Origin of the sequence: Nostoc sp. ChiSLP03a, assembly GCF_034531215.2 — a bacterium.
Taxonomy (GTDB): Bacteria; Cyanobacteriota; Cyanobacteriia; order Cyanobacteriales; family Nostocaceae; genus Nostoc.
The window spans coordinates 1-18,330 of sequence record NZ_JAVRBQ020000148.1 but is presented as its reverse complement, the minus strand read 5'-3'; the positions used below and the strand labels follow the sequence as shown (position 1 = coordinate 18,330).

13 protein-coding genes and 1 tRNA gene are annotated in these 18,330 nt (G+C 42.3%); 3 read left to right on the top strand and 11 right to left on the bottom strand.

From position 1 onward, the window contains the following. Positions 1–184 precede the first annotated feature (184 nt). The 6 genes from RMY32_RS24205 to RMY32_RS24180 all read right to left on the bottom strand — a co-directional run bounded on the left by RMY32_RS24205 (position 185) and on the right by RMY32_RS24180 (position 11,034). Positions 185–6,514, bottom strand: a complete 6,330-nt coding sequence (locus RMY32_RS24205; protein ID WP_322714051.1) for an AAA family ATPase — start codon at positions 6,512–6,514, stop codon at positions 185–187. Positions 6,515–7,289: 775 nt separating this feature from the next. After that, the gene (gene ylqF / locus RMY32_RS24200) at positions 7,290–8,171 is read right to left on the bottom strand and encodes a ribosome biogenesis GTPase YlqF (RefSeq protein ID WP_322714050.1); all 882 of its coding nucleotides are present in this window, start codon (positions 8,169–8,171) and stop codon (positions 7,290–7,292) included. Between the two features lie 60 nt (positions 8,172–8,231). Then, a complete protein-coding gene (locus RMY32_RS24195; protein WP_322714049.1) occupies positions 8,232–8,615 on the bottom strand; it encodes a VOC family protein in 384 nt (127 codons plus the stop codon). A gap of 13 nt (positions 8,616–8,628) precedes the next feature. Continuing rightward, a complete protein-coding gene (locus tag RMY32_RS24190; protein WP_322714048.1) occupies positions 8,629–9,207 on the bottom strand; it encodes a Uma2 family endonuclease in 579 nt (192 codons plus the stop codon). A gap of 522 nt (positions 9,208–9,729) precedes the next feature. After that, a tRNA-Arg gene (locus RMY32_RS24185) sits at positions 9,730–9,802 on the bottom strand. Positions 9,803–9,846: 44 nt separating this feature from the next. Next, positions 9,847–11,034, bottom strand: a complete 1,188-nt coding sequence (locus tag RMY32_RS24180; RefSeq protein ID WP_322714047.1) for a murein hydrolase activator EnvC family protein — start codon at positions 11,032–11,034, stop codon at positions 9,847–9,849. A 159-nt stretch (positions 11,035–11,193) separates the two neighbouring features. Between RMY32_RS24180 and RMY32_RS24175 the strand changes: the two genes are divergently transcribed. Beyond that, positions 11,194–11,484, top strand: coding sequence for a hypothetical protein (locus RMY32_RS24175; RefSeq protein WP_322675103.1), 291 nt, complete (start codon positions 11,194–11,196; stop codon positions 11,482–11,484). Between the two features lie 60 nt (positions 11,485–11,544). Here the strand turns inward: RMY32_RS24175 and trmFO are convergent, their stop codons facing one another. Further along, complete coding sequence (trmFO, locus tag RMY32_RS24170; RefSeq protein WP_322714046.1) at positions 11,545–12,861, bottom strand: FADH(2)-oxidizing methylenetetrahydrofolate--tRNA-(uracil(54)-C(5))-methyltransferase TrmFO; 1,317 nt, start codon at positions 12,859–12,861, stop codon at positions 11,545–11,547. Positions 12,862–13,417: 556 nt separating this feature from the next. Between trmFO and RMY32_RS24165 the strand changes: the two genes are divergently transcribed. Together RMY32_RS24165 and RMY32_RS24160 are read left to right on the top strand one after the other, a co-directional pair. Further along, positions 13,418–13,672 carry a hypothetical protein gene (locus RMY32_RS24165; protein WP_322714045.1) on the top strand — a complete coding sequence of 85 codons (255 nt, stop codon included), beginning with the start codon at positions 13,418–13,420 and terminating at the stop codon, positions 13,670–13,672. Between the two features lie 562 nt (positions 13,673–14,234). After that, positions 14,235–15,515, top strand: coding sequence for a ribulose bisphosphate carboxylase small subunit (locus RMY32_RS24160; protein WP_322714043.1), 1,281 nt, complete (start codon positions 14,235–14,237; stop codon positions 15,513–15,515). On the opposite strand, the gene RMY32_RS24155 is transcribed toward RMY32_RS24160, so the two are convergent. The 4 genes from RMY32_RS24155 to RMY32_RS24140 all read right to left on the bottom strand — a co-directional run bounded on the left by RMY32_RS24155 (position 15,487) and on the right by RMY32_RS24140 (position 17,988). Beyond that, entirely contained in the window at positions 15,487–15,657 is a 171-nt protein-coding gene (locus RMY32_RS24155; RefSeq protein ID WP_322690450.1) for a hypothetical protein, read from the bottom strand. The genes RMY32_RS24160 and RMY32_RS24155 overlap by 29 nt on opposite strands. Positions 15,658–15,716: 59 nt before the next feature. After that, on the bottom strand, positions 15,717–16,106 hold the full coding sequence (locus tag RMY32_RS24150) for a cupin domain-containing protein (protein ID WP_322714188.1): 390 nt from the start codon (positions 16,104–16,106) through the stop codon (positions 15,717–15,719). 373 nt (positions 16,107–16,479) lie between these two features. After that, positions 16,480–17,229 carry a hypothetical protein gene (locus RMY32_RS24145; protein ID WP_322714042.1) on the bottom strand — a complete coding sequence of 250 codons (750 nt, stop codon included), beginning with the start codon at positions 17,227–17,229 and terminating at the stop codon, positions 16,480–16,482. Positions 17,230–17,592: 363 nt separating this feature from the next. Then, positions 17,593–17,988 carry a hypothetical protein gene (locus tag RMY32_RS24140; protein ID WP_322714041.1) on the bottom strand — a complete coding sequence of 132 codons (396 nt, stop codon included), beginning with the start codon at positions 17,986–17,988 and terminating at the stop codon, positions 17,593–17,595. Positions 17,989–18,330 lie beyond the last annotated feature (342 nt).

The following is an 18,330-nucleotide window of genomic DNA, read 5'->3' as shown; positions in this document are numbered from 1 at the left end:
CGGTAGCTGAATCACAAATTCAGTTCCTTCGCCAAGTTTAGAATTCACTTCGATCGCTTTGCCACGTTTTTATAGAATAATTTGGCCAGCGATGCCTGTGGCAAGCCGATGAAGCGTCTACGCCAATCCCAATCCTCCTGTAAGTAATTTGTAGAAAGTTACGCCGAGTGACAAGAGCTAAAAATTATACTGGAATTTCAATGATAAATTCTGTTCCCTTACCCAGAACTGAGTTGAAATGCAATTTTCCGTTGTGGATCTCTTCAACGATTTGACGAGCGATCGCAAGTCCTAATCCTGTGCCTTTACCGACAGCTTTTGTCGTAAATAAATGGTCAAACATTTTTTGTTTTACTTCTTCCTCGATCCCCTTACCATTATCAGCGATTGTAATTTTAACTAAATTATTTTCTACTGTAGTGGTAATTTTAATGCAGTTTGGATTTGCTTTAATTTCGTCAAAACTTCGATCGATATTCGATTCCTCCAAGGCATCAATAGCATTTGCTAGTAGATTCATAAACACTTGATTTAGTTGTCCAGGGAAACACTCAATTTGAGGTAAAGTGGCGTATTCAGTTATCACTTCAGTTGCTGGACGTTGATCGTTAGCCTTGAGACGATGTTTCAAAATTAAAATCGTGCTGTCGATGCCTTGGTGAATATTAAATGGTACTTTATAATCTTTATCGGCACGCGAGAAAGTTCGTAAACTGGTGCTAATATTTTTCAGGCGATCGCACGCCATCGACATGGCATCAATCATCTTGGGTATGTCTTCTAAGCTATAATCCAAGTCGATTTCTTCGGCATGGTCTTTGATTTCATCACTTGCATTGGGCAAAATTGATTGATACAGTTTTAAGTGTTCAACAACATCAGCGATAGTAGGTTTAGCTTGTTTGAGACTGGCAGCAATAAAACCGAGAGGATTATTCATTTCGTGAGCGACACCAGCAACTAAGTTGCCTAGTGCTGACATTTTTTCACTTTGCACCATTTGCAATTGGGCGTTTTGCAAATCGGTTAGCGCTTGTTCTAAGTCAAGTGATTTTTGCTGCAAGGCAAGTTCAGCAAGTTTGCGTTCGGCTTCAAGCCGCGCCCTTTCGCTAATATCTCGCATCACAACTACTGCACCGAGTTTGTTACCCGAAGCATCGAAGATTGCTTGTCCACTAGCTAACAAAATTCTCCTAGAGCTATGCTTCGGCGCAATTACCATTTCGGCATTTTCGACGATTTCTCCTTGCAAGGCGCGAAATAAAGGAATTTCCGTGGTTGATAGAGGTGTTTGACCATCAGGTTGATAGAGATCGAAGTGTTCTGCCCATTGTTTTGGTGGTAATGATTCTACTGGTAGACCATGAAATTCACAAGTTGCTTTGTTAAATAGAGTCAATTTGCCACTTGCATCGCAAACAACAATTCCATCGGTAATATTGTGAATGATGGCATTCAAAAACTCTCGTTCTTTGGCTAGAGAAACTTCAGCCTCTTTGCCATTGCTAATATCAATCACCACCCCATCCCAGATGATTGCCCCATCGGCTTGTAGCTCTGGTCGAGCCGCAGATTGAATCCATTTCACGGTTCCTGAAGGCAGGATAATCCGCCATTCTTCCTCAAATGGTGTAAGATTTTGAGCTGAGTAGGCGATCGCTTCGGCAATAGCTGGGCGATCGTCAGGATGATTCATGGCGTAAAGGCTATGCGTCCCTGCCATCACCAATTCTGGCTCTAATCCATATAACTCGAAACAGCCAGAGCTAACATAGGGTGTTGAAGTTGAACCGTCTACCGCCAGACGGAATTGGTACACCATCCCAGGAATATTATTTGCCAAATTTTGGAAGCGGATTTCACTAGCCTGCAATTTGATTAGAGATTGTGCCAACTGTTGAGCATAGTTTTGAGAATTTTCGTAAATTCGGGCATTTTCCAAAGAAATTGCGGCTTGGGCACAAAGTAAGTTCAGCAGTTCAACGCGATCGCTTGTAAAGGCTCCGGTTGCTGAGTTATTTTCCAGGTACAATATGCCCAACAACTTACCCTGATTCAAAATCGGGCTGCACAAGATACTCTTGGGTTGCTGTTGCTGAATATACGGGTCATTGATTAATTGCGGATGCACCGTAGCATCAATAATTACTGCTGCTTGTAAGTTGCGTTTGACGTTATTAATTAAGCCAACTGGTACATCAACTGAGTCTTCAACAGGCTGTGGGTTGAATAACATCGGGTAAAAATCAACTCTGGCAGCCTGGTTCTGTAGACTGCTCAGGGAAAGCTGTGCTAAAGCCTGAACTAGCAACCGATCTGACTGCAAAAGTATGAATACACATTTATCAGCTCCAGCATTTTCAATGACGATATGCAGCAAAGCTGAAAGCAGTTTTTCGAGTTCGATTTCCCTAGAAAGAGTTTGGGAAGCTTTGAGAATGGTAGCTAAATCTAAAGCAATAGAGACGCTGTTACTATTGGAAGTGGCGGAACTGGTGGAGGTGACACTCCCCAATGTGAAGATAGTTTCGTTGGTTGAGAGGGGAGAACGGGTTTGCTCTAAAATGGGGGCGAGGAGTTGGGGATAGCGTCGTTCCAAATCGGCGACTTTGGCTTTAGCGCCCCAACGAGCATAGCCATAGTAGGCTTGGGTCATATATGACTGAGCAATTCCCTCTTTGTGCCAATTGAGGTAGAATTTAGCTGCCAGTTCATTGGCAATTGCTTCTTCTTGGATGTAGCCATGTTCTTTGGCTAAAGTTATGGCGCGATCGTACAAATCTATTGCCTCTGATTTCTGCCCTAAGGCTCGGTATCGGTCGGCTTCAACTAAATAAAATTTGTGCAGGTAATTTTCTGGAGCATGGTCAGCCCACTTTTTCATTTTTTCCTGATTTTTAGCTACCCGTTGCAGAATGTTTTGCTGTTGTGCCTCACAAACCTGAGAATAGATTGCCAGATGCGCTAGAGAATCATAAGTGTAGCAGAGCGGAACTATGAATAAGCCTGTAGCACCACCTATATAGTTTTCAGCAGCGATCGCCGCTGATACCGCCAACTCAAACTTGCCAAACATATAACACAGACCAAGTTGGTTGGCATAGAAATAATACAGCGCAGTCTGATCGCCCGATCGCTGGAGAACTGGCACAATTTCCTCTCGATTAAAGGCATTTCCAGTTAGCTGCCAAGGTTCAGCAGAATCGCCAAGCATATTCAAAATTGGTTGCTGAAAAACGGTCAGATGGCTGGTAAGACCTTCTTGGTTGAGCTGTCCAAGCTGATCTCGGAAAGCAGCGCTCTCTCGGTTGAGATCGCTTAATTCTTTGCCCAGAAACCAACAATATGAGATGTAAATGAATCCGCAAATAGCAGCCGACTCTAAATCTCCCGTTTCCAATCCAACTTCGTAGCCTTCCCGGAGAAACGCTAAGGAGTTCTTGAGCGGTTCTTTCCAATGCCACACGCAACAGTAAATTCCGACATAGACTCTAGATTTCAGTTCTTTGGCATTGAAATGTTCGAGCAACAAGTGTGCTAGTTGTGCAAACTCATAGCCAGAGTCAATCTCTCCTGTCATCCCACAAAGTATCATTCCATAGTAGCCATAGCCAATTGCCGAAAATGAGCTATTGCCATATTGAACTGATAAATTGACCTGTTCGACGACAATAAACGGTAACAGCGCTGGAGTGACAACAAAAGCAGCAGAAGTGACAGCAGCAAGAATCCGTACAACTGCTAACTTGTTAGGATCTGTCATTTGGGGCAAATTGATTAAATCCAGCGGTTGCCTTCCAGCCAAAATGGATTTAGTCGTCTCGAATGCTTTGGCAATATCTGATTGACTGGGTTGCTTTGGAAGGCTGTTTCCTAGACGCTCTACAATCTTGAGGGCAATCTCCACTGCTTCTATAAATTGATGTTGGGCTTGAGCAGCTTGAATTTGAACTTCATAGACCTTGACCGTATCCAACAGATTTCTAGAGTGTTCGATTATGACTGCGGCTAATTGTGTCATCTGTTCAAAGTTGCCGCTCAGGTAAGCGGCTTCAGTGGCAGCTTCATAGAGGGCTAAGGTTAACTCATACTGCGTTTGCCACATATCTTCAGCTAACAAGGCGATGCCTGTAGTGCAATATTCAGATGCGGCTGTATAGGCAGTTGTGGCTCTGGCTTTTTGTCCAGCTTTCAGATTGAGTTGGGCGAGTTCTATTTGCTTAGATAGATCGACAATTAGGGATTTGCCGATATTAAGTTGGTTAACGATTTCAAATAATTTTTCGTCTTGTTTGGCAACAGGTGTATGAGTCAGTAATAGTTGCCCAATTTTGAGGTGAGCGATCTGTTTTTGTTCGTCTGGAATCAGGAAATAAGCAGCTTGCTGGACGCGATCGTGCAAGAATTTGTAAACCGTCATTTGTCCTTTGTCATTTGTCATTTGCAAATGACCAATCGCCAATGAGGAATCTTGATAAAACTTGTAAATTTCATTGGTAGGAATGATAAATCCTTCTTGCAATGCTTTCCACAAGTCTGAAGCGGTTTCTGCTTGCGATTTTTCATAAACGATCGCTAACGTCGCCAAATCGAACTGATTGCCGATACAGGCTGCCAGTTTCAGAACATCTTGAGTGATGTTGGGCAATTTTTGAAGTTGTTGTGCCATAAATTCCACCACATCATCAGTTAGAGCAAGCGATCGCACTTGCGCTACATCACACTGCCAAAAACCTGCCTCCCAATTAAAGGTAATCAGCCCATCCTCATGTAGCGCTTTCAAAAACTGAGTTGTGAAAAAAGGATTGCCTTTGGCTTTTTGATAAACCAACTCTGTCAACGGCAGTGCTTGTTTTGTTGCACAACTGAGCGAGTCGGCAATCAAATGGTTCACATCTGCTTGACTCAAGGGAGCTAGGCTCAAGGTTTTGACGCCAGAAGAAGTTTTTTCAATTTCATCTAGCGTCAACATCAGTGGATGAGCCGCAAACACCTCGTTGTTGCGGTATGCGCCAATAATAAATAGATGGCTGCAATCGCTCTGAGCCATCAACAACTTCAGCAAATTCAGCGATGCCGAATCAGCCCACTGCAAGTCATCGAGAAACATCACTAACGGATGCTCTCTTGTCGCAAACACCTGAATGAACTTTTGGAACAGCAGATTGAAACGGTGTTGTGCTGCACCACCGGATAGTTCAGCGATCGCAGGCTGTTTGCCGATCAGCTGCTCTAGTTCAGGAATCACCTCGATCAGGACTTGCCCATTCTCTCCAAGTGCCGCTAAAATCTTGCTCTGCCATTGCTCCAGTTGAGTATCGCTTTCCCTAAGCAACTGTGCCATCAAATCGCAAAAGGCTTGGACAAAAGCAGACAGAGGAATGTTGCGGTTGAACTGGTCGTATTTGCCCTTGATGAAGTAGCCGTTCCAGCGCACAATCGGTTTATGCACTTCATTGACGACTGCGGTTTTGCCAATACCAGAAAAACCTGCCACTAGCATCAGTTGAGAGCCACCATTGGCCACATCACCAAATGCTTCTAATAAGGTCTTTACCTCCGATTCCCGCCCATAGAGTTTTTCGGGTATGAGAAAGCGATCGCTAATATCTCGCTGTCCTAAATCAAACCAGGTGTGTTTGCCTGTTTCTTGCCACTGTTCTAAGCAGGTAACAAGGTCATGTTTAAGTCCTAGCGCACTTTGATAGCGGTCTTCGGCGTTCTTCGCCATTAGTTTGCGGACAATTTCGCCCAGCATCAAGGGCAATTTGGGGTTGAAATCGCACAAGCTAGGTGGAAGTTTCGCAATGTGGTAATGCACCAACTCCATCGGTTCATAGGACTCAAAGGGCAATTTTCCACTCAGTAATTCAAAGAAAGTCACACCTAAAGAATAGAAGTCACTGCGGTAGTCAATGCCTCTGTTCATCCGTCCGGTTTGCTCTGGCGACAGATAGGCTAACGTTCCCTCTAGTCCATTGAGGCTCTGAAGTTCCTGGGTTTCTCGTGGTAAGAGCGAGGCAATACTAAAGTCAATCAGCTTGATTTGGTTCGTGTCAGGGTGAATCAAGATGTTGGCTGGCTTGATGTCTTTGTGAATGACGCGCTGTTGATGTAACTGGTGTAAAGTGTTTAGTAGTTGCAGAGCAATGGGTAAGAATTGCTCTAATGTCAGTGTTTTTCCTTGAGTAAATTGCCGCAGGGAAACACCACCAAAGTCTTCCATGACTAGGGCATAGCCATTATGATGGGCTTCTAGGCTGTAGGGTTTGATAATGCCGGGAATATCTAGGTTTTTAGCGATCGCATATTGGTTGCGAAACTGGACTAATTCGCTAAAAGTTGGGTATTTTCGTTTTAAGAGTTTGATGACAACTGGTAGGCGATGCCTGCGGCTGGCTGCGCCTACGCATTCTCGAATTGCCCGATACACTTGAGTACGAGAACCTGAATAAAGCTGCTCGATGATTTGGCAGCCGGCAATCCTTAAAGTTCCATCAACTTTTGCGCTCATAAACTTTTACGAAAATCTCTTTATACTAGTGTTATAATTCCCGCTACCATAAATTGGGTAACAACCATTAGAAAAGTTACATTGGTATAGGGCACTGGAGCCAAAAAGTAGGAATGCAAACACCTTTATATCGATGTGGAGAACGCATTTTGATGATTTCCCAAAGTAGTATCAGAACTCCGTCAAAGAGTTTTTGACCTGACAAACAAAGGCATGAGGCAACATGAAAAAAGTATTAAGAAACTTCCAAATAAAAATATCTCAAAACTGACGCAAAAATTCTCTCTTCTTCTCTTTTTGTGTTCTCTGCGCTTGGAGTGGTAGCCTGCGGCTTCGCCTTTGGCGTTTTCGTAGAGTAGCCGCTTTTCTACGAACGCGAACAGCGTGTCGCAGACAGACACTTTGCGTAGCTTGCTTCTTTGTAGGAGTATGCGTCTGCGTTTATTTGGATAATTTATTTCTTGGAAATCTCTAATTTAGTTTGTGAGTGGCAGTATCTAACGCGCGATCGCATTTTTCAGTAACTATGTGCTACTCCCATAAATCATATTGACTGCGCTATTTTCGTCTGGTTTAAACTCAAAGATTTAGCTTATAAAACTGGTTAAACAATTTATCAAATTATTTATCTTTGCAATTAAAAGTCAAGACGTTATCATGTTTATCGCCTAGTTGTTTGGCGCGCACAACATAGCCGCGCCATTGCTTGTGACACTTGCGTAAGTCCTGTTAAAAATCAAATAGATTTCCTAATTTTTACTATTTTAATTTAGATTTAATTTGGTGGTAATTCTAAACTCATTTCACCCAACAATCCCTTACGAAAATCTGTTAAAAGTTGCCTTGCTGCTCGCTCTACATCACCTTTGTAACGATGCTCTGCCAAGGCGTGTAAATAGGTATCTCCGGTGTCTGATGTTGAATCGAGTTGGTAACGAGATTGTAATGGTTTTTTTGGTAATAAATCTCCTGCTACAGCTTCTAAATAGTTGAGTAAATCCACTAAGGCTGCTGCTACTAACTGGTTATCGTAAGATGCTTCACCGATATCATCACAAATAGCTAATTTCAAGGCTGCGTCTTGGTCTTCTAATCTTAAAGGGATGACACCAGGAGCATCAAGCAATTCTAAATGTTCGGAAATTCGCACCCAGCGTAGTTGGCGAGTTACCCCAGGACGAGCTGCACTTTCCACAACTCGCTTTCCCAACAGGCGGTTAATCAAAGCTGATTTACCGACATTGGGAAAACCAATCACCACAGCTCGCACTGGACGGGGTAACATCCCGCGATCGCTTCTTCTTTGATTGAGTTCTACCCCAGCAGCTTGCGCTGCCCGCGCTACTTCTGCTATACCTTTACCATGTTGAGCGTTGGTAAAATAAGGGACTTCTCCTTGACGTTTAAACCAATCGATCCACAGCGATCGCATTTGTGGTGTAATCATATCTACTCGGTTAAGTATCAACACCCGTTTTTTACCTTCTACCCACTCACCTATTTGGGGATGGTGAGTTGCTAAGGGAATCCGAGCATCTCGTACCTCAAACACCACATCTACACGCTTTAGCTGTTCTTTGAGCTTCTTTTCAGCTTTCGCAATGTGACCTGGATACCATTGAATCAGGTTTAATTTATAGTTTTGAGTTATAGCCATTTTTTTATTTGTCCTTTGTTATTTGTCCTTTGTCATTAGTCATTTGTCGTTTGCAAATGACTAATGATTTTCTATAGCAGCTTGATGTAAAATCAGACGATTGCCATCAGGGTCATAAGCATATATTTCTCTGCCGTGAGAAGCAATGGAAATGTCTCCTGGTGGAGGATAGCCCAAAGCAGTGAGGTGAGCGATCGCATCTTCTAAGTTACTTACTTCTAAACACAAACTTATCTTACTTTTGGCAATCGCTTCAAATTCCGACTCATTTGTGTTCTTTGGTTTAAAAATACCTAATCGCATACTAACTAAATTAAACTCAGCATAGACTTTTGGAATCAAAATAACTGGCTTTTGCTCCAGAAATCTAGTATAGAAATTCACTAACTCCTCACAATTAACAGATGCTATAGTAACAAATGCATTAGTGTACTGGAAAACCATATAATCAGTCTATCTATGCAAAAATCTGCTGTAAATTTAAAATAAAACCAGGGAGAACATCTTCACCCGATAAACTTGTGGGAGATTGTAAAACTTCAGGTACCAGATTTGGGCGATAAATTATTACTTGTTTCTCTTTAGGATTAATTAACCAACCGAGTTGTAAGCCATTTGCTAAATATTCTGTCATTTTGGTTTTAGTATCTTCTACATCATCAGTTTCAGAGACTAATTCCACTGCAAAATCAGGACACAAAGGAATAAATTTCTTTCTTTGTTCTGGGGTAAGAGCTTCCCATCTTTGTATCCTTATCCAAGAAGCATCAGGTGAACGAGTTGCCCCATTTGGCAGTTTAAACCCAGTAGAAGAATCAAAAGCTTTTCCGAGCTTATTTTGATTGCTCCAAAACCATATCTGACCTAATAAATCAAAATTACGGTTTCCCGTTTCTCCCCCAGTGGGTGACATGATAATTAATTCCCCTTCAGCAGTTAACTCTAGTCGTAATTCTTTATTCACAGCGACAATTTGTGCAAATTCCTCATCAGTAAATTGCAGATTAGCAGGTAATTGTAAGGTTAAAGCAGTCATAATTAATTGCGCTCCACAAAAATCCTAGTTGCATCAAACCCATGTGCTACTAATCGGGAAGATTTAGCCTCTACCTCTACTTTAAGAATTTCTCCAACAAATGCCCTGTTGTTTGATTTTTTAAAACAATTTTGAGGTAGGTAATTGGGGTGAGAGACTAATGGCACTAAGAAAAGATACAGCCCTTGCTCTGACTGGTTAAGAGCCTCTAGGCAGGAAACCCATTCTGGAAGGGCTACCGCCTCCAGTAGTTTGACAAGAGGCAGAGCCTCTTTTAAAAGATTCCCAGCCTCCAGGCTAGGAACAAGACGATACAAGCCTTTGGGCTTTTCTTAGTGCCATTCGGGTGAGAGACTGAATGAGAAAACAAAACCTGTAGTGTAGCGTTATATCAATCACCACATACGTACAGTAATTTTTGTATTCCAGACTATCCATTCCGATTCTGTCTCATAGGATAAATTAGGTTTATCCTATGAGAGAAAATAAGCTCTCGATTTTGTGGTTAGTCTGTAAAGGTAACGAGCGCGGAGGGATTTGAACCCCCGACCCACAGAACCGGAATCTGTTGCTCTATCCACTGAGCCACGCGCCCTCATTCTTCAATATTATAGCACGTCTGCAATCAAATTCGCAGCTTTAAAGATAATTAGCTGGGTCTACGGGTGTACCATTGCGACGAACTTCAAAGTGGAGGTGAGGGCCAGTTGAGAAACCTGTGGAACCGACAGATGCGATCGCTTGTCCGCGTTCAACTGCTTGTCCTTCAGAAACATACAACTCGCTGGTATGACCGTAGAGTGTAGTCATGCCATTGCCGTGGTCGATAATTACTGCTCTACCATAACCACCATACCAGCCAGCAAAAATTACTGTTCCAGAATCGGCTGCCCGAATTTTACTACCATAGCTGGCGGCAAAATCTAACCCGGCATGAAAGCGACGATAGCCAAGAATTGGGTGTATCCGCCAGCCGAAAGGACTGCTAGTAGGAGCATCGCTAGGATATGCCATTACACCAGTTCCCCGAATGATGATACCTGTTCGGCTGTTGGTTTTTTCTTGGGCTTCTGCTACCTTTTGTTGAATCAAAACTTCCAGATTTTTGGATTCTCTTTCTAGCTGATTTTGTGCAGCTTCTAAGGCGAGGCGATCGCTATTCAGGCGTTGAATTAATTCTGATTGCGATTGCGCCTGGGTTTGATAATCAGCTTTTTGTGCCAACAGTTGCTCGCGAATTAAGCCAATTTCGTTTTTTTGCTGTTCTACTTCCGTTTTTTGTTTATCAATCGAGTTTGCTTGGGTGTTGAGTTTTACCAAAATTTTCTGATCTGCTTGAAACACTAACTTCAACTGATGACGACGGCTGAAAAAGTCGCTGATATTTTCACTTTCGAGCAAAACTGCCCATCCCGCAAAAGCAGGCGATCGCTGGAGATAACGCAATCGTGCTACTGTTGCGATTTGCTGCTCCTGATACGAACGTTCTGCCACATCTAAATCAGCTTCTAACTGCTGGAGGCGTTGGCTAGCAAGTTGTAATCGTGATTCGCTCTCTAGAAGATAGCTATCTGTAGTTTGCAGATTTTGCTTTAAACCAGTGAGGTGTTTCTGGGCCTCTTGTTGGAGATTAGTTAAGCGATCGCGCTCTCCAACTACACCCTGACGCTGCTGGTTCATTTGTTGCTGCTGTTGTCGCAGAGTATCAATAGACTCTGTAGACGTTGCGTCGGCTGGAATTAATGCTAAACATATCCACAAAATACAGCAAAATGCAATAGATAAACAGCAATAAATCTGCTTTTTTTCTAGAAATCGCCCTCTCATAGTGCGAACCTAACTAAAACGATGCTTTCAAACACTATGAGGATTATTCCCAAAATCTGATTCACTCACTCCAACGCATTATTAAATTGGCCTGCCAAGTTGTAACACAAGGATTCTAAGTATGTCAGCATTGAGCAGGTTTATTAGCGGGTGAGATGTATGAACGCACGCATAGCAATTCTTTTAATTACCTTAGTTTTTCCAGGTTTGGCGGTGGTGGGAGTATCGTTGTATTGGTTTAATCTCGATTATGCAGCACTGATCAAAGCTGAAAACTATGTGGAAAACGTGGTAGAGGTCGGAGGAATAGTAAATGATAGACAGTTAGAGTATGCCTATCATCGCACCTACATTCATCGCATTAACGTATTTGCCGATGGTACCTGGGGATTGCTAGGAGGTGTAATTACAGCGCTAGGCATACACGGATTAGTCACTATTAAAAAATAGATAGAGGTGGGGAGATGGGGAAATGGGGGGACAAGGGGGATAATCAATGCCCAATGCCCATTAATTACAATTAGCTTTCCAATTTGCCAAATCAGCTAAAGAGCGATCGCGGTAACGTCCATAACGCTCTGGTTTACTTTTGATTTTCATTCCTAAATCGGGAAAAATCCCAAAGTTAGGCGGCATTGGTTGGAAATGCTTCGGCGAAGCGGAACTAATAAATTCTAATAACGCACCGATCATTGTTGTTGGTGGTAAAATCAAAGCTTCTTTACCCAAGGCTAATCGCGCTGCATTAATTCCTGCCAAGCAACCACCCGCAGCCGCAGCAGTATAACCTTCAGTACCAATCAATTGTCCAGCTGCTAACAATGTCGGACGCTCTTTAAATTGCAAGGTAGGATGCATTAACTGAGGAGCATTAATAAAAGTGTTGCGGTGCATCACTCCCAGCCTGACAAACTCTGCTTTTTCTAAACTGGGAATTAATTGAAATATGCGCTTTTGTTCGCCCCAACGCAGATTAGTTTGAAATCCTACCATGTTCCATAGTTGACCAGCTTTATCTTCTTGTCGTAACTGCACCACAGCATAAGGGCGTTCTCCTGTGCGAGTATCTGACAATCCCACTGGCTTTAGGGGGCCGTAACGCATGGTATCTTCCCCGCGCTGTGCTAGTTCTTCTATGGGCAAACAGGCTTCAAAAAATTTCGCTGTTTCTCGTTCAAAACCCTTGAGTTCTGTTTGTTCAGCTTTACAGAGTTCTTCTCGAAAGTGCAAGTACTGCTCTTTATTCATTGGGCAGTTGAGATAAGCGGCTTCACCTTTGTCATAACGTGATGCCATAAAAGCAATGTCACGATTAATCGATTCTCCGACGATAATCGGACTGGCTGCATCAAAAAAGCTGAGGTATTCCATCCCCGTAAAGCGGCGCAAATCTTCTGCTAAATCGGGACTAGTTAAAGGCCCGGTTGCTAAAACCACAATCCCTTCAGGAATCGCAGACACTTCACCCCGACGGAATTCAACTAAAGGATGACTCGCTAAAGTTTCTGTTAAATCTTGGCCAAATTGTCCCCTGTCTACGGCTAGCGCCCCACCAGCCGGTACGGCGTGTTCATCAGCTTTTGATATGACAATCGAACCGAGTTGGCGTAACTCTTCGTGCAATAATCCCGCCGCGCGATCGCTTGCCATTGCCCCAAAGGAATTACTACACACTAATTCTGCTAAATGTTCTGTATGATGAGCCGGACTAAATCGCTTTGGACGCATTTCATGCAGAATTACTGGCACTCCAGCTTGCGCTATTTGCCAAGCTGCTTCTGTCCCAGCTAGTCCACCTCCAATTACTTGTATCGGTTGTGTTTCCATAGTTAAATTTTAATTCCTATATTATAAGTATCCATCAGCATTACAGAAGTAAAATTAAATCAAAAGTGATGTTAAACCACAACAAGTGCAAATAAAGTATTGGGCCAATTGTAACGTTGAGACTACACTTTCAAGGTTTTTTACAATCGTTTTTGCCATAATATGAAAAGCCACCGACAGCGTTGGGCTAAACATTTTTCAACTGGCACACTGCCAAAAAGCGCGATCGCGTCCTCAGAGGATGTTTTAAAAGTATTTTTGGTAACTTCTAGACTTCTGAAACCTAACCCCCCTAGCCCCCCTTCCCTACAAGGGAATGGGGGTTTTAAAGCCTCTCTCCGTTTCGGGGAGAGGTTTGGAGAGGGGTCTATGGTATACTTTACGACTTTTCAAACAACCTCTCAGCCCTTGCCTTATTACATTAATCCAAAAAGTAGCAAAATTAGTTATAAAAGTAGGTTTTTTCGATATCAACCCTTGATTTTTGCTTTTTTGAAATGATACATTAAGTATGCATTCAATAATTAGCTAACAATGCGTAATTCGGATGTGATTTATGACTAAAAACAAAATTAAAAATAACGTCGATTTAAATCAAGCTCCAGTTATGTTTATTGAGGAAGTAACAGATGATGAGGAATTGAAAAGTGTATACGGTGGCGAAACGCCTCCTGATTCAGTACTAAACAGTAGGATTAATTCTGCTCTTGTTAATCGCGGTATTGTATTGCCTAACGATCCTAACAACCCAAATACATTAACAGAAGACGTGTTGTCTGCTTTCAAAGAAGTTTCGGGTAATGAGACGTAAGTCTCTAGGCAGAAATAAATTACAAGTTTGTAGTCAGGACTTTAGTCCTGATAATCCTTACTCTGAGCGATAAATCGCTCACTACAAACTAGGAGTTTATTTTATATTATGTCTACCTACTTAGGAGATACAAACGATTTCCATTAACTATAGCGATATGCAATACTGGGGCGTGTTTGAAAACACGCTCTCTTCTCAAAAATAGACTAATATAAGTAATTCTGGAATTATACAAATGGCTTATTAAAATCATTTGATATTGTAATCAAATCTTTGGCACTACCAAATAACAGCAGTTTTCACTCCTTCCATGCTTGGGCGTGCGTTCAACTTTGGCAACAGATAATAGACTTCTTGGCATTGTGGGGAAAAGGGTAAAGGTATGGAATTTTCCCAAACCCAGTAACCTTTCTCCAATATCTTGGCATTTGTTACTTTTGCGAGATGTCTAATCAACCCAACAGATGAATAAACACAAGCTTGTCTGAAAGAAAAGCGATCGCTATCCCCAAAAAAAATTAACATTAACCTTAGAAGTGTTAATTTTTCATCACATAAACTCATGGGTTACTACATCGCTCCCCGCTTTTTGGACAAACTTGCTGTCCACATTACCAAAAACTTCCTGAAGCTTCCTGGCGTGCGAGTTCCCGTGATACTGGGTATTCATGGACGCAAAGGAGAAGGTAAAACATTTCAATGTCAATTAGTCTTCGAGAAAATGGGTATCGAAGTCACTAACATATCTGGTGGCGAATTGGAAAGTCCAGATGCGGGAGATCCAGCGCGGTTGATTCGGTTGCGCTATCGGGAAACAGCAGAACTGATCAAAGTACGCGGCAAAATGTGCGTACTGATGATTAACGATTTAGATGCTGGTGCAGGACGCTTTGATGAAGGGACTCAATATACTGTAAACACGCAGTTGGTGAATGCCACACTGATGAATATTGCTGATAATCCCACAGATGTGCAGTTGCCGGGAAGCTATGATTCCACACCTTTACATCGTGTGCCGATTATTGTCACAGGTAATGATTTTTCCACCCTCTATGCACCGTTAATTCGGGATGGACGGATGGAGAAATTCTACTGGGAACCAAATAGAGACGATAAAGTGGGAATTGTCAAGGGGATTTTTGAACAGGATGGACTGTCACAGAAGGAAGTTGAACAGCTAGTTGATACTTTTGTCAATCAGTCCATTGACTTTTTTAGCGCTTTGCGATCGCGCATTTATGACGAACAAATCCGCAACTACATTCATAAAGTAGGTTTTGAGCAGATATCCTTGAGTGTGGTTAACAGCGCTAAAGGCCCACCAGAATTTCAAAAGCCAGATTTCAGGCTGTCTCACTTAATCGAGTCTGGAAACTTCCTGGTTGGCGAACAAAAACGGGTAGAAAATTCCCATTTGGTTGATGATTACAATCGTCTCAATCGAGGTAGAAATTCTCAATCCACACCACCTGCTGTTGTAACACCAATTAAACCAATTAGTCAGCCGTTAAATAGCCCAACCCAAGAAGTAAAAACAAATGGATTTCAGAAACAGGAAGCATCCAGTCCACATTTGACTCTAGATACACAAGCTCAAATTAGGGAATTATTGGCTCAAGGTTACAAAATTAGTATTGAACACGTAGATGAGCGCCGCTTCCGCACAGGTTCTTGGCAAACTTGTGTTCATAGCCACATTGATGCTGAGACTGATGCCATCTCAAATTTGGAGGCAACTCTGGCAGAATATAGCGGTGAGTATGTGCGCTTAGTAGGTATCGATCCCAAAGCCAAGCGGCGGGTGGTGGAGACAATTATTCAGCGTCCAAATGGGAACAATTAGGAACAGATGCAGCAAAATCTGGGTGTTTAACGACCAAACTCACCGGACGCAGACAACCTTGGCAACTCAACCGACCAACTTGTGGCGTTCCGGTGCAGCAACTTGTTAGGCGACGCTTTGATAGTGCACCTAGCGAGAACATTGTCGGGCATTTCTACACAGCCGCACGCTGCGCGTACAAAAAGCATCCAGCAATCATTTCTAGTAGGGACTCGAGGCAGGTTCTCCCGCACCGTTAGTCCAAATGTCGTCTGGCAGCGATCGGTCACGGTGACAAACCCGATCGTGGTCAGGATACGTGATTGTGTCTACTTCCGCTCGAGTGCCGACTATCAGGCATTGCGTTGCCTTGGAGCTACGATTCTCGAGAAAGTGGCCTATCGGCACTCCTGCTTGAAAAGTTGCGGCGTCGCCAGGACGTAGTACAGTCTTTGCGTCTCCTTCGATGAGCACGATCTCGCCTTCGAGGACATAGACCATTTCATCCTCAGCACTATGCCAATGTTTGATTGACGAACGAGAGCCAGGCTGCAAGACTTCGATAAACGCGCCGAACTGGGTAAGTCCTCCTGCTTCGCTGATCCAGAGCATACGATTTGGTTTATGCGCGGCGTGAGAGGGGCTTTCCTCCACGATGAGACTATCAGGAGTGATAACAGTCATGTTGGTACCTCTGGGAATTCTGGAGCAATAGCTATTCCATTGTGTCTAGGGCACGAATCGACGCAAAACTTCGTTCGTGTCCCTAAATGAAGCGTTACTTTCAATTCGGTTAAGGCAAGAGACGCGATGAATCGCTGTTTCTACAAAGTCAATTTTAAATCATTTGCGAACAACAAGAAAACCTTAAATCCATAAGAAGTTGGGGATTTAAGGTTGTAAATTCGATTCGCCAGGGTTGTTGTTAATTCTTAAACAACTGGAAACAATATGTTTCCTTAATTTGAAAGCTAAATTTTTCCTTTTACCAACAAGTACTGGCTGAAGCTGAGGTCATCGTTCTTAAATCGCTTGTAAACGTGGCTGTGTATTGATAAGGTGATAAACCAGAGCAATTCATGGAATTTGTATTAGTGCCACGAGGAGTCCACCATGACTGAGCTTTCACAGTTAAATTTGTGCCATTCCATGATAGATAATTGACAAGTAAAGAGTTAGTTTGTCCATTATCTGCCTTTTTAGAAGATAAAAATGTGGCATAATCAACCTGGCCATTAGCTGGATTAATCCGGGCTATCACTGCGACTTTTGGCCCGCCTCCATTACCATAGCTAGACAACCACCGACCACTGGCAAAACGGCTAAAATTGTTACCTGTCTGACTGCCTGTAGAAGAGTAAATGCCATATAAAACATCACTTCCATTCCAATACAATCCGTAACCTGTACCATCATCGCCTGTTGTCTCGTAATCATCACGACACCATGCTTTTATCCCATTATTAAAGCGGATAGTTATAGGGTTTTTGTTATTTGAGAATTGCTGATAACCAATGTAAATTCTTGCTGTCCCATTAGCTACTTTGGGACCATTTTTAGCTGCGATTGTCGCTTCACTATCATTGCAACTGAATGTCACAGGTTCGCCGACCGATGTATTTATAGTTTCAGCTAAAACTGGAGCAGTTTTTTGTATGAGAACTAAGTCACCTACTAAAATTACAGACAAAGAAATGCCCGCAAAATACTTGTGTAATTTGCCAGAATAAATCATGTTATGAATCTGCCGAGACAAGGAACGGAAAACACCGTATCACTATAAACTCTAATCAGTATTTAGACAAGTAAAATGGTTGAAAACACTATGCAGTAAGAGTCTCAGTATTCTAAAATATTAGATATAACTACAAAATGCCCGATTTAATATGCATGATGATGCATGATAGTAGCTGTATATAACTATTGTTTATCAAAGACCGTTAGTAAATATAAAAAATTGCAATAGGTTATGCTTTACCATAAACAATTGCAATAATTGAGAAAATAATTGTAATCAGCCAAGTGCCTTTGTTCCTTCCCTAGATCCCTTGTAAGAACATTGCTTTCCCTGCTGTTTTATGCTTTTATCCGGGCTGTATTAGGTATTTTTAGGATTTTTATCTGATGCTTCTCCACCAGCAGCTTTCAAGCGACTCAATCTGCTTTTGCGAATCCGTTCACTCTCGCGAATCCCACCCGCCATTTCATATTCGCTGCTATCTTTGCCATATTTAAAAGCAACTCCTCTGACCATCTTATCTGTAAGATTACTGAGGGTTTTCTCCATCGCATCAATTTTAGTTTTAGAAGAATCAATTACAGTTAAGGCAGTGTTATAAGCATCAAGCATGGTTCTTAACTGTTCAATTGCTTGACTCAAGTTTTGCAAATCGCAATCATCACCAAAACTCATATTTGAATCAATTGCTTTTAGTCCAGCGGATCTCAACTCAGCTTTTTCAAGAACACGGGATGTACGTTTTTTACGGGACATCAATATATTCCTTAGAGAGGTTTCTAAAGCTACTTTGGCTTACTAAAGCTGTTTTTTGGTTCAGTAAAATTAGCGATAATTAGACATCTCCGAAAACCGCCCAAGTGTCTCTGTGACTAACTTATAGGGTGCGATCGCCAGTGAGAGCAATTAGCTAGTTTCGACGAGAGAATAGGAGTTTGAGATATTTGTTGTTAATAATCCGACAAAAAAACGTGGCTATGTGCATTCATTTTCTCTCAGGTAAACGCGTATATTTCTGCTGGTAATACAAGTGCCCCAATTCGGAATCTTACTACTCCACAAATTGTCAAAATTACTTCAGCATACTTTTTAGGATTT

Excerpts from the sequence above, each read along its gene's own strand:
- ylqF (WP_322714050.1), bottom strand. The coding sequence starts at position 8,171 with ATGGCTATAACTCAAAACTATAAATTAAACCTGATTCAATGGTATCCA.
- RMY32_RS24155 (WP_322690450.1), bottom strand. The coding sequence starts at position 15,657 with ATGTTCTCGCTAGGTGCACTATCAAAGCGTCGCCTAACAAGTTGCTGC.
- RMY32_RS24190 (WP_322714048.1), bottom strand. The coding sequence starts at position 9,207 with ATGACTGCTTTAACCTTACAATTACCTGCTAATCTGCAATTTACTGAT.
- RMY32_RS24160 (WP_322714043.1), top strand. The coding sequence starts at position 14,235 with ATGGGTTACTACATCGCTCCCCGCTTTTTGGACAAACTTGCTGTCCAC.
- RMY32_RS24140 (WP_322714041.1), bottom strand. The coding sequence starts at position 17,988 with ATGTCCCGTAAAAAACGTACATCCCGTGTTCTTGAAAAAGCTGAGTTG.
- RMY32_RS24150 (WP_322714188.1), bottom strand. The coding sequence starts at position 16,106 with ATGCTCTGGATCAGCGAAGCAGGAGGACTTACCCAGTTCGGCGCGTTT.
- RMY32_RS24195 (WP_322714049.1), bottom strand. The coding sequence starts at position 8,615 with ATGGTTTTCCAGTACACTAATGCATTTGTTACTATAGCATCTGTTAAT.
- trmFO (WP_322714046.1), bottom strand. The coding sequence starts at position 12,861 with ATGGAAACACAACCGATACAAGTAATTGGAGGTGGACTAGCTGGGACA.
- RMY32_RS24180 (WP_322714047.1), bottom strand. The coding sequence starts at position 11,034 with ATGAGAGGGCGATTTCTAGAAAAAAAGCAGATTTATTGCTGTTTATCT.
- RMY32_RS24145 (WP_322714042.1), bottom strand. The coding sequence starts at position 17,229 with ATGATTTATTCTGGCAAATTACACAAGTATTTTGCGGGCATTTCTTTG.
- RMY32_RS24175 (WP_322675103.1), top strand. The coding sequence starts at position 11,194 with ATGAACGCACGCATAGCAATTCTTTTAATTACCTTAGTTTTTCCAGGT.
- RMY32_RS24205 (WP_322714051.1), bottom strand. The coding sequence starts at position 6,514 with ATGAGCGCAAAAGTTGATGGAACTTTAAGGATTGCCGGCTGCCAAATC.
- RMY32_RS24165 (WP_322714045.1), top strand. The coding sequence starts at position 13,418 with ATGACTAAAAACAAAATTAAAAATAACGTCGATTTAAATCAAGCTCCA.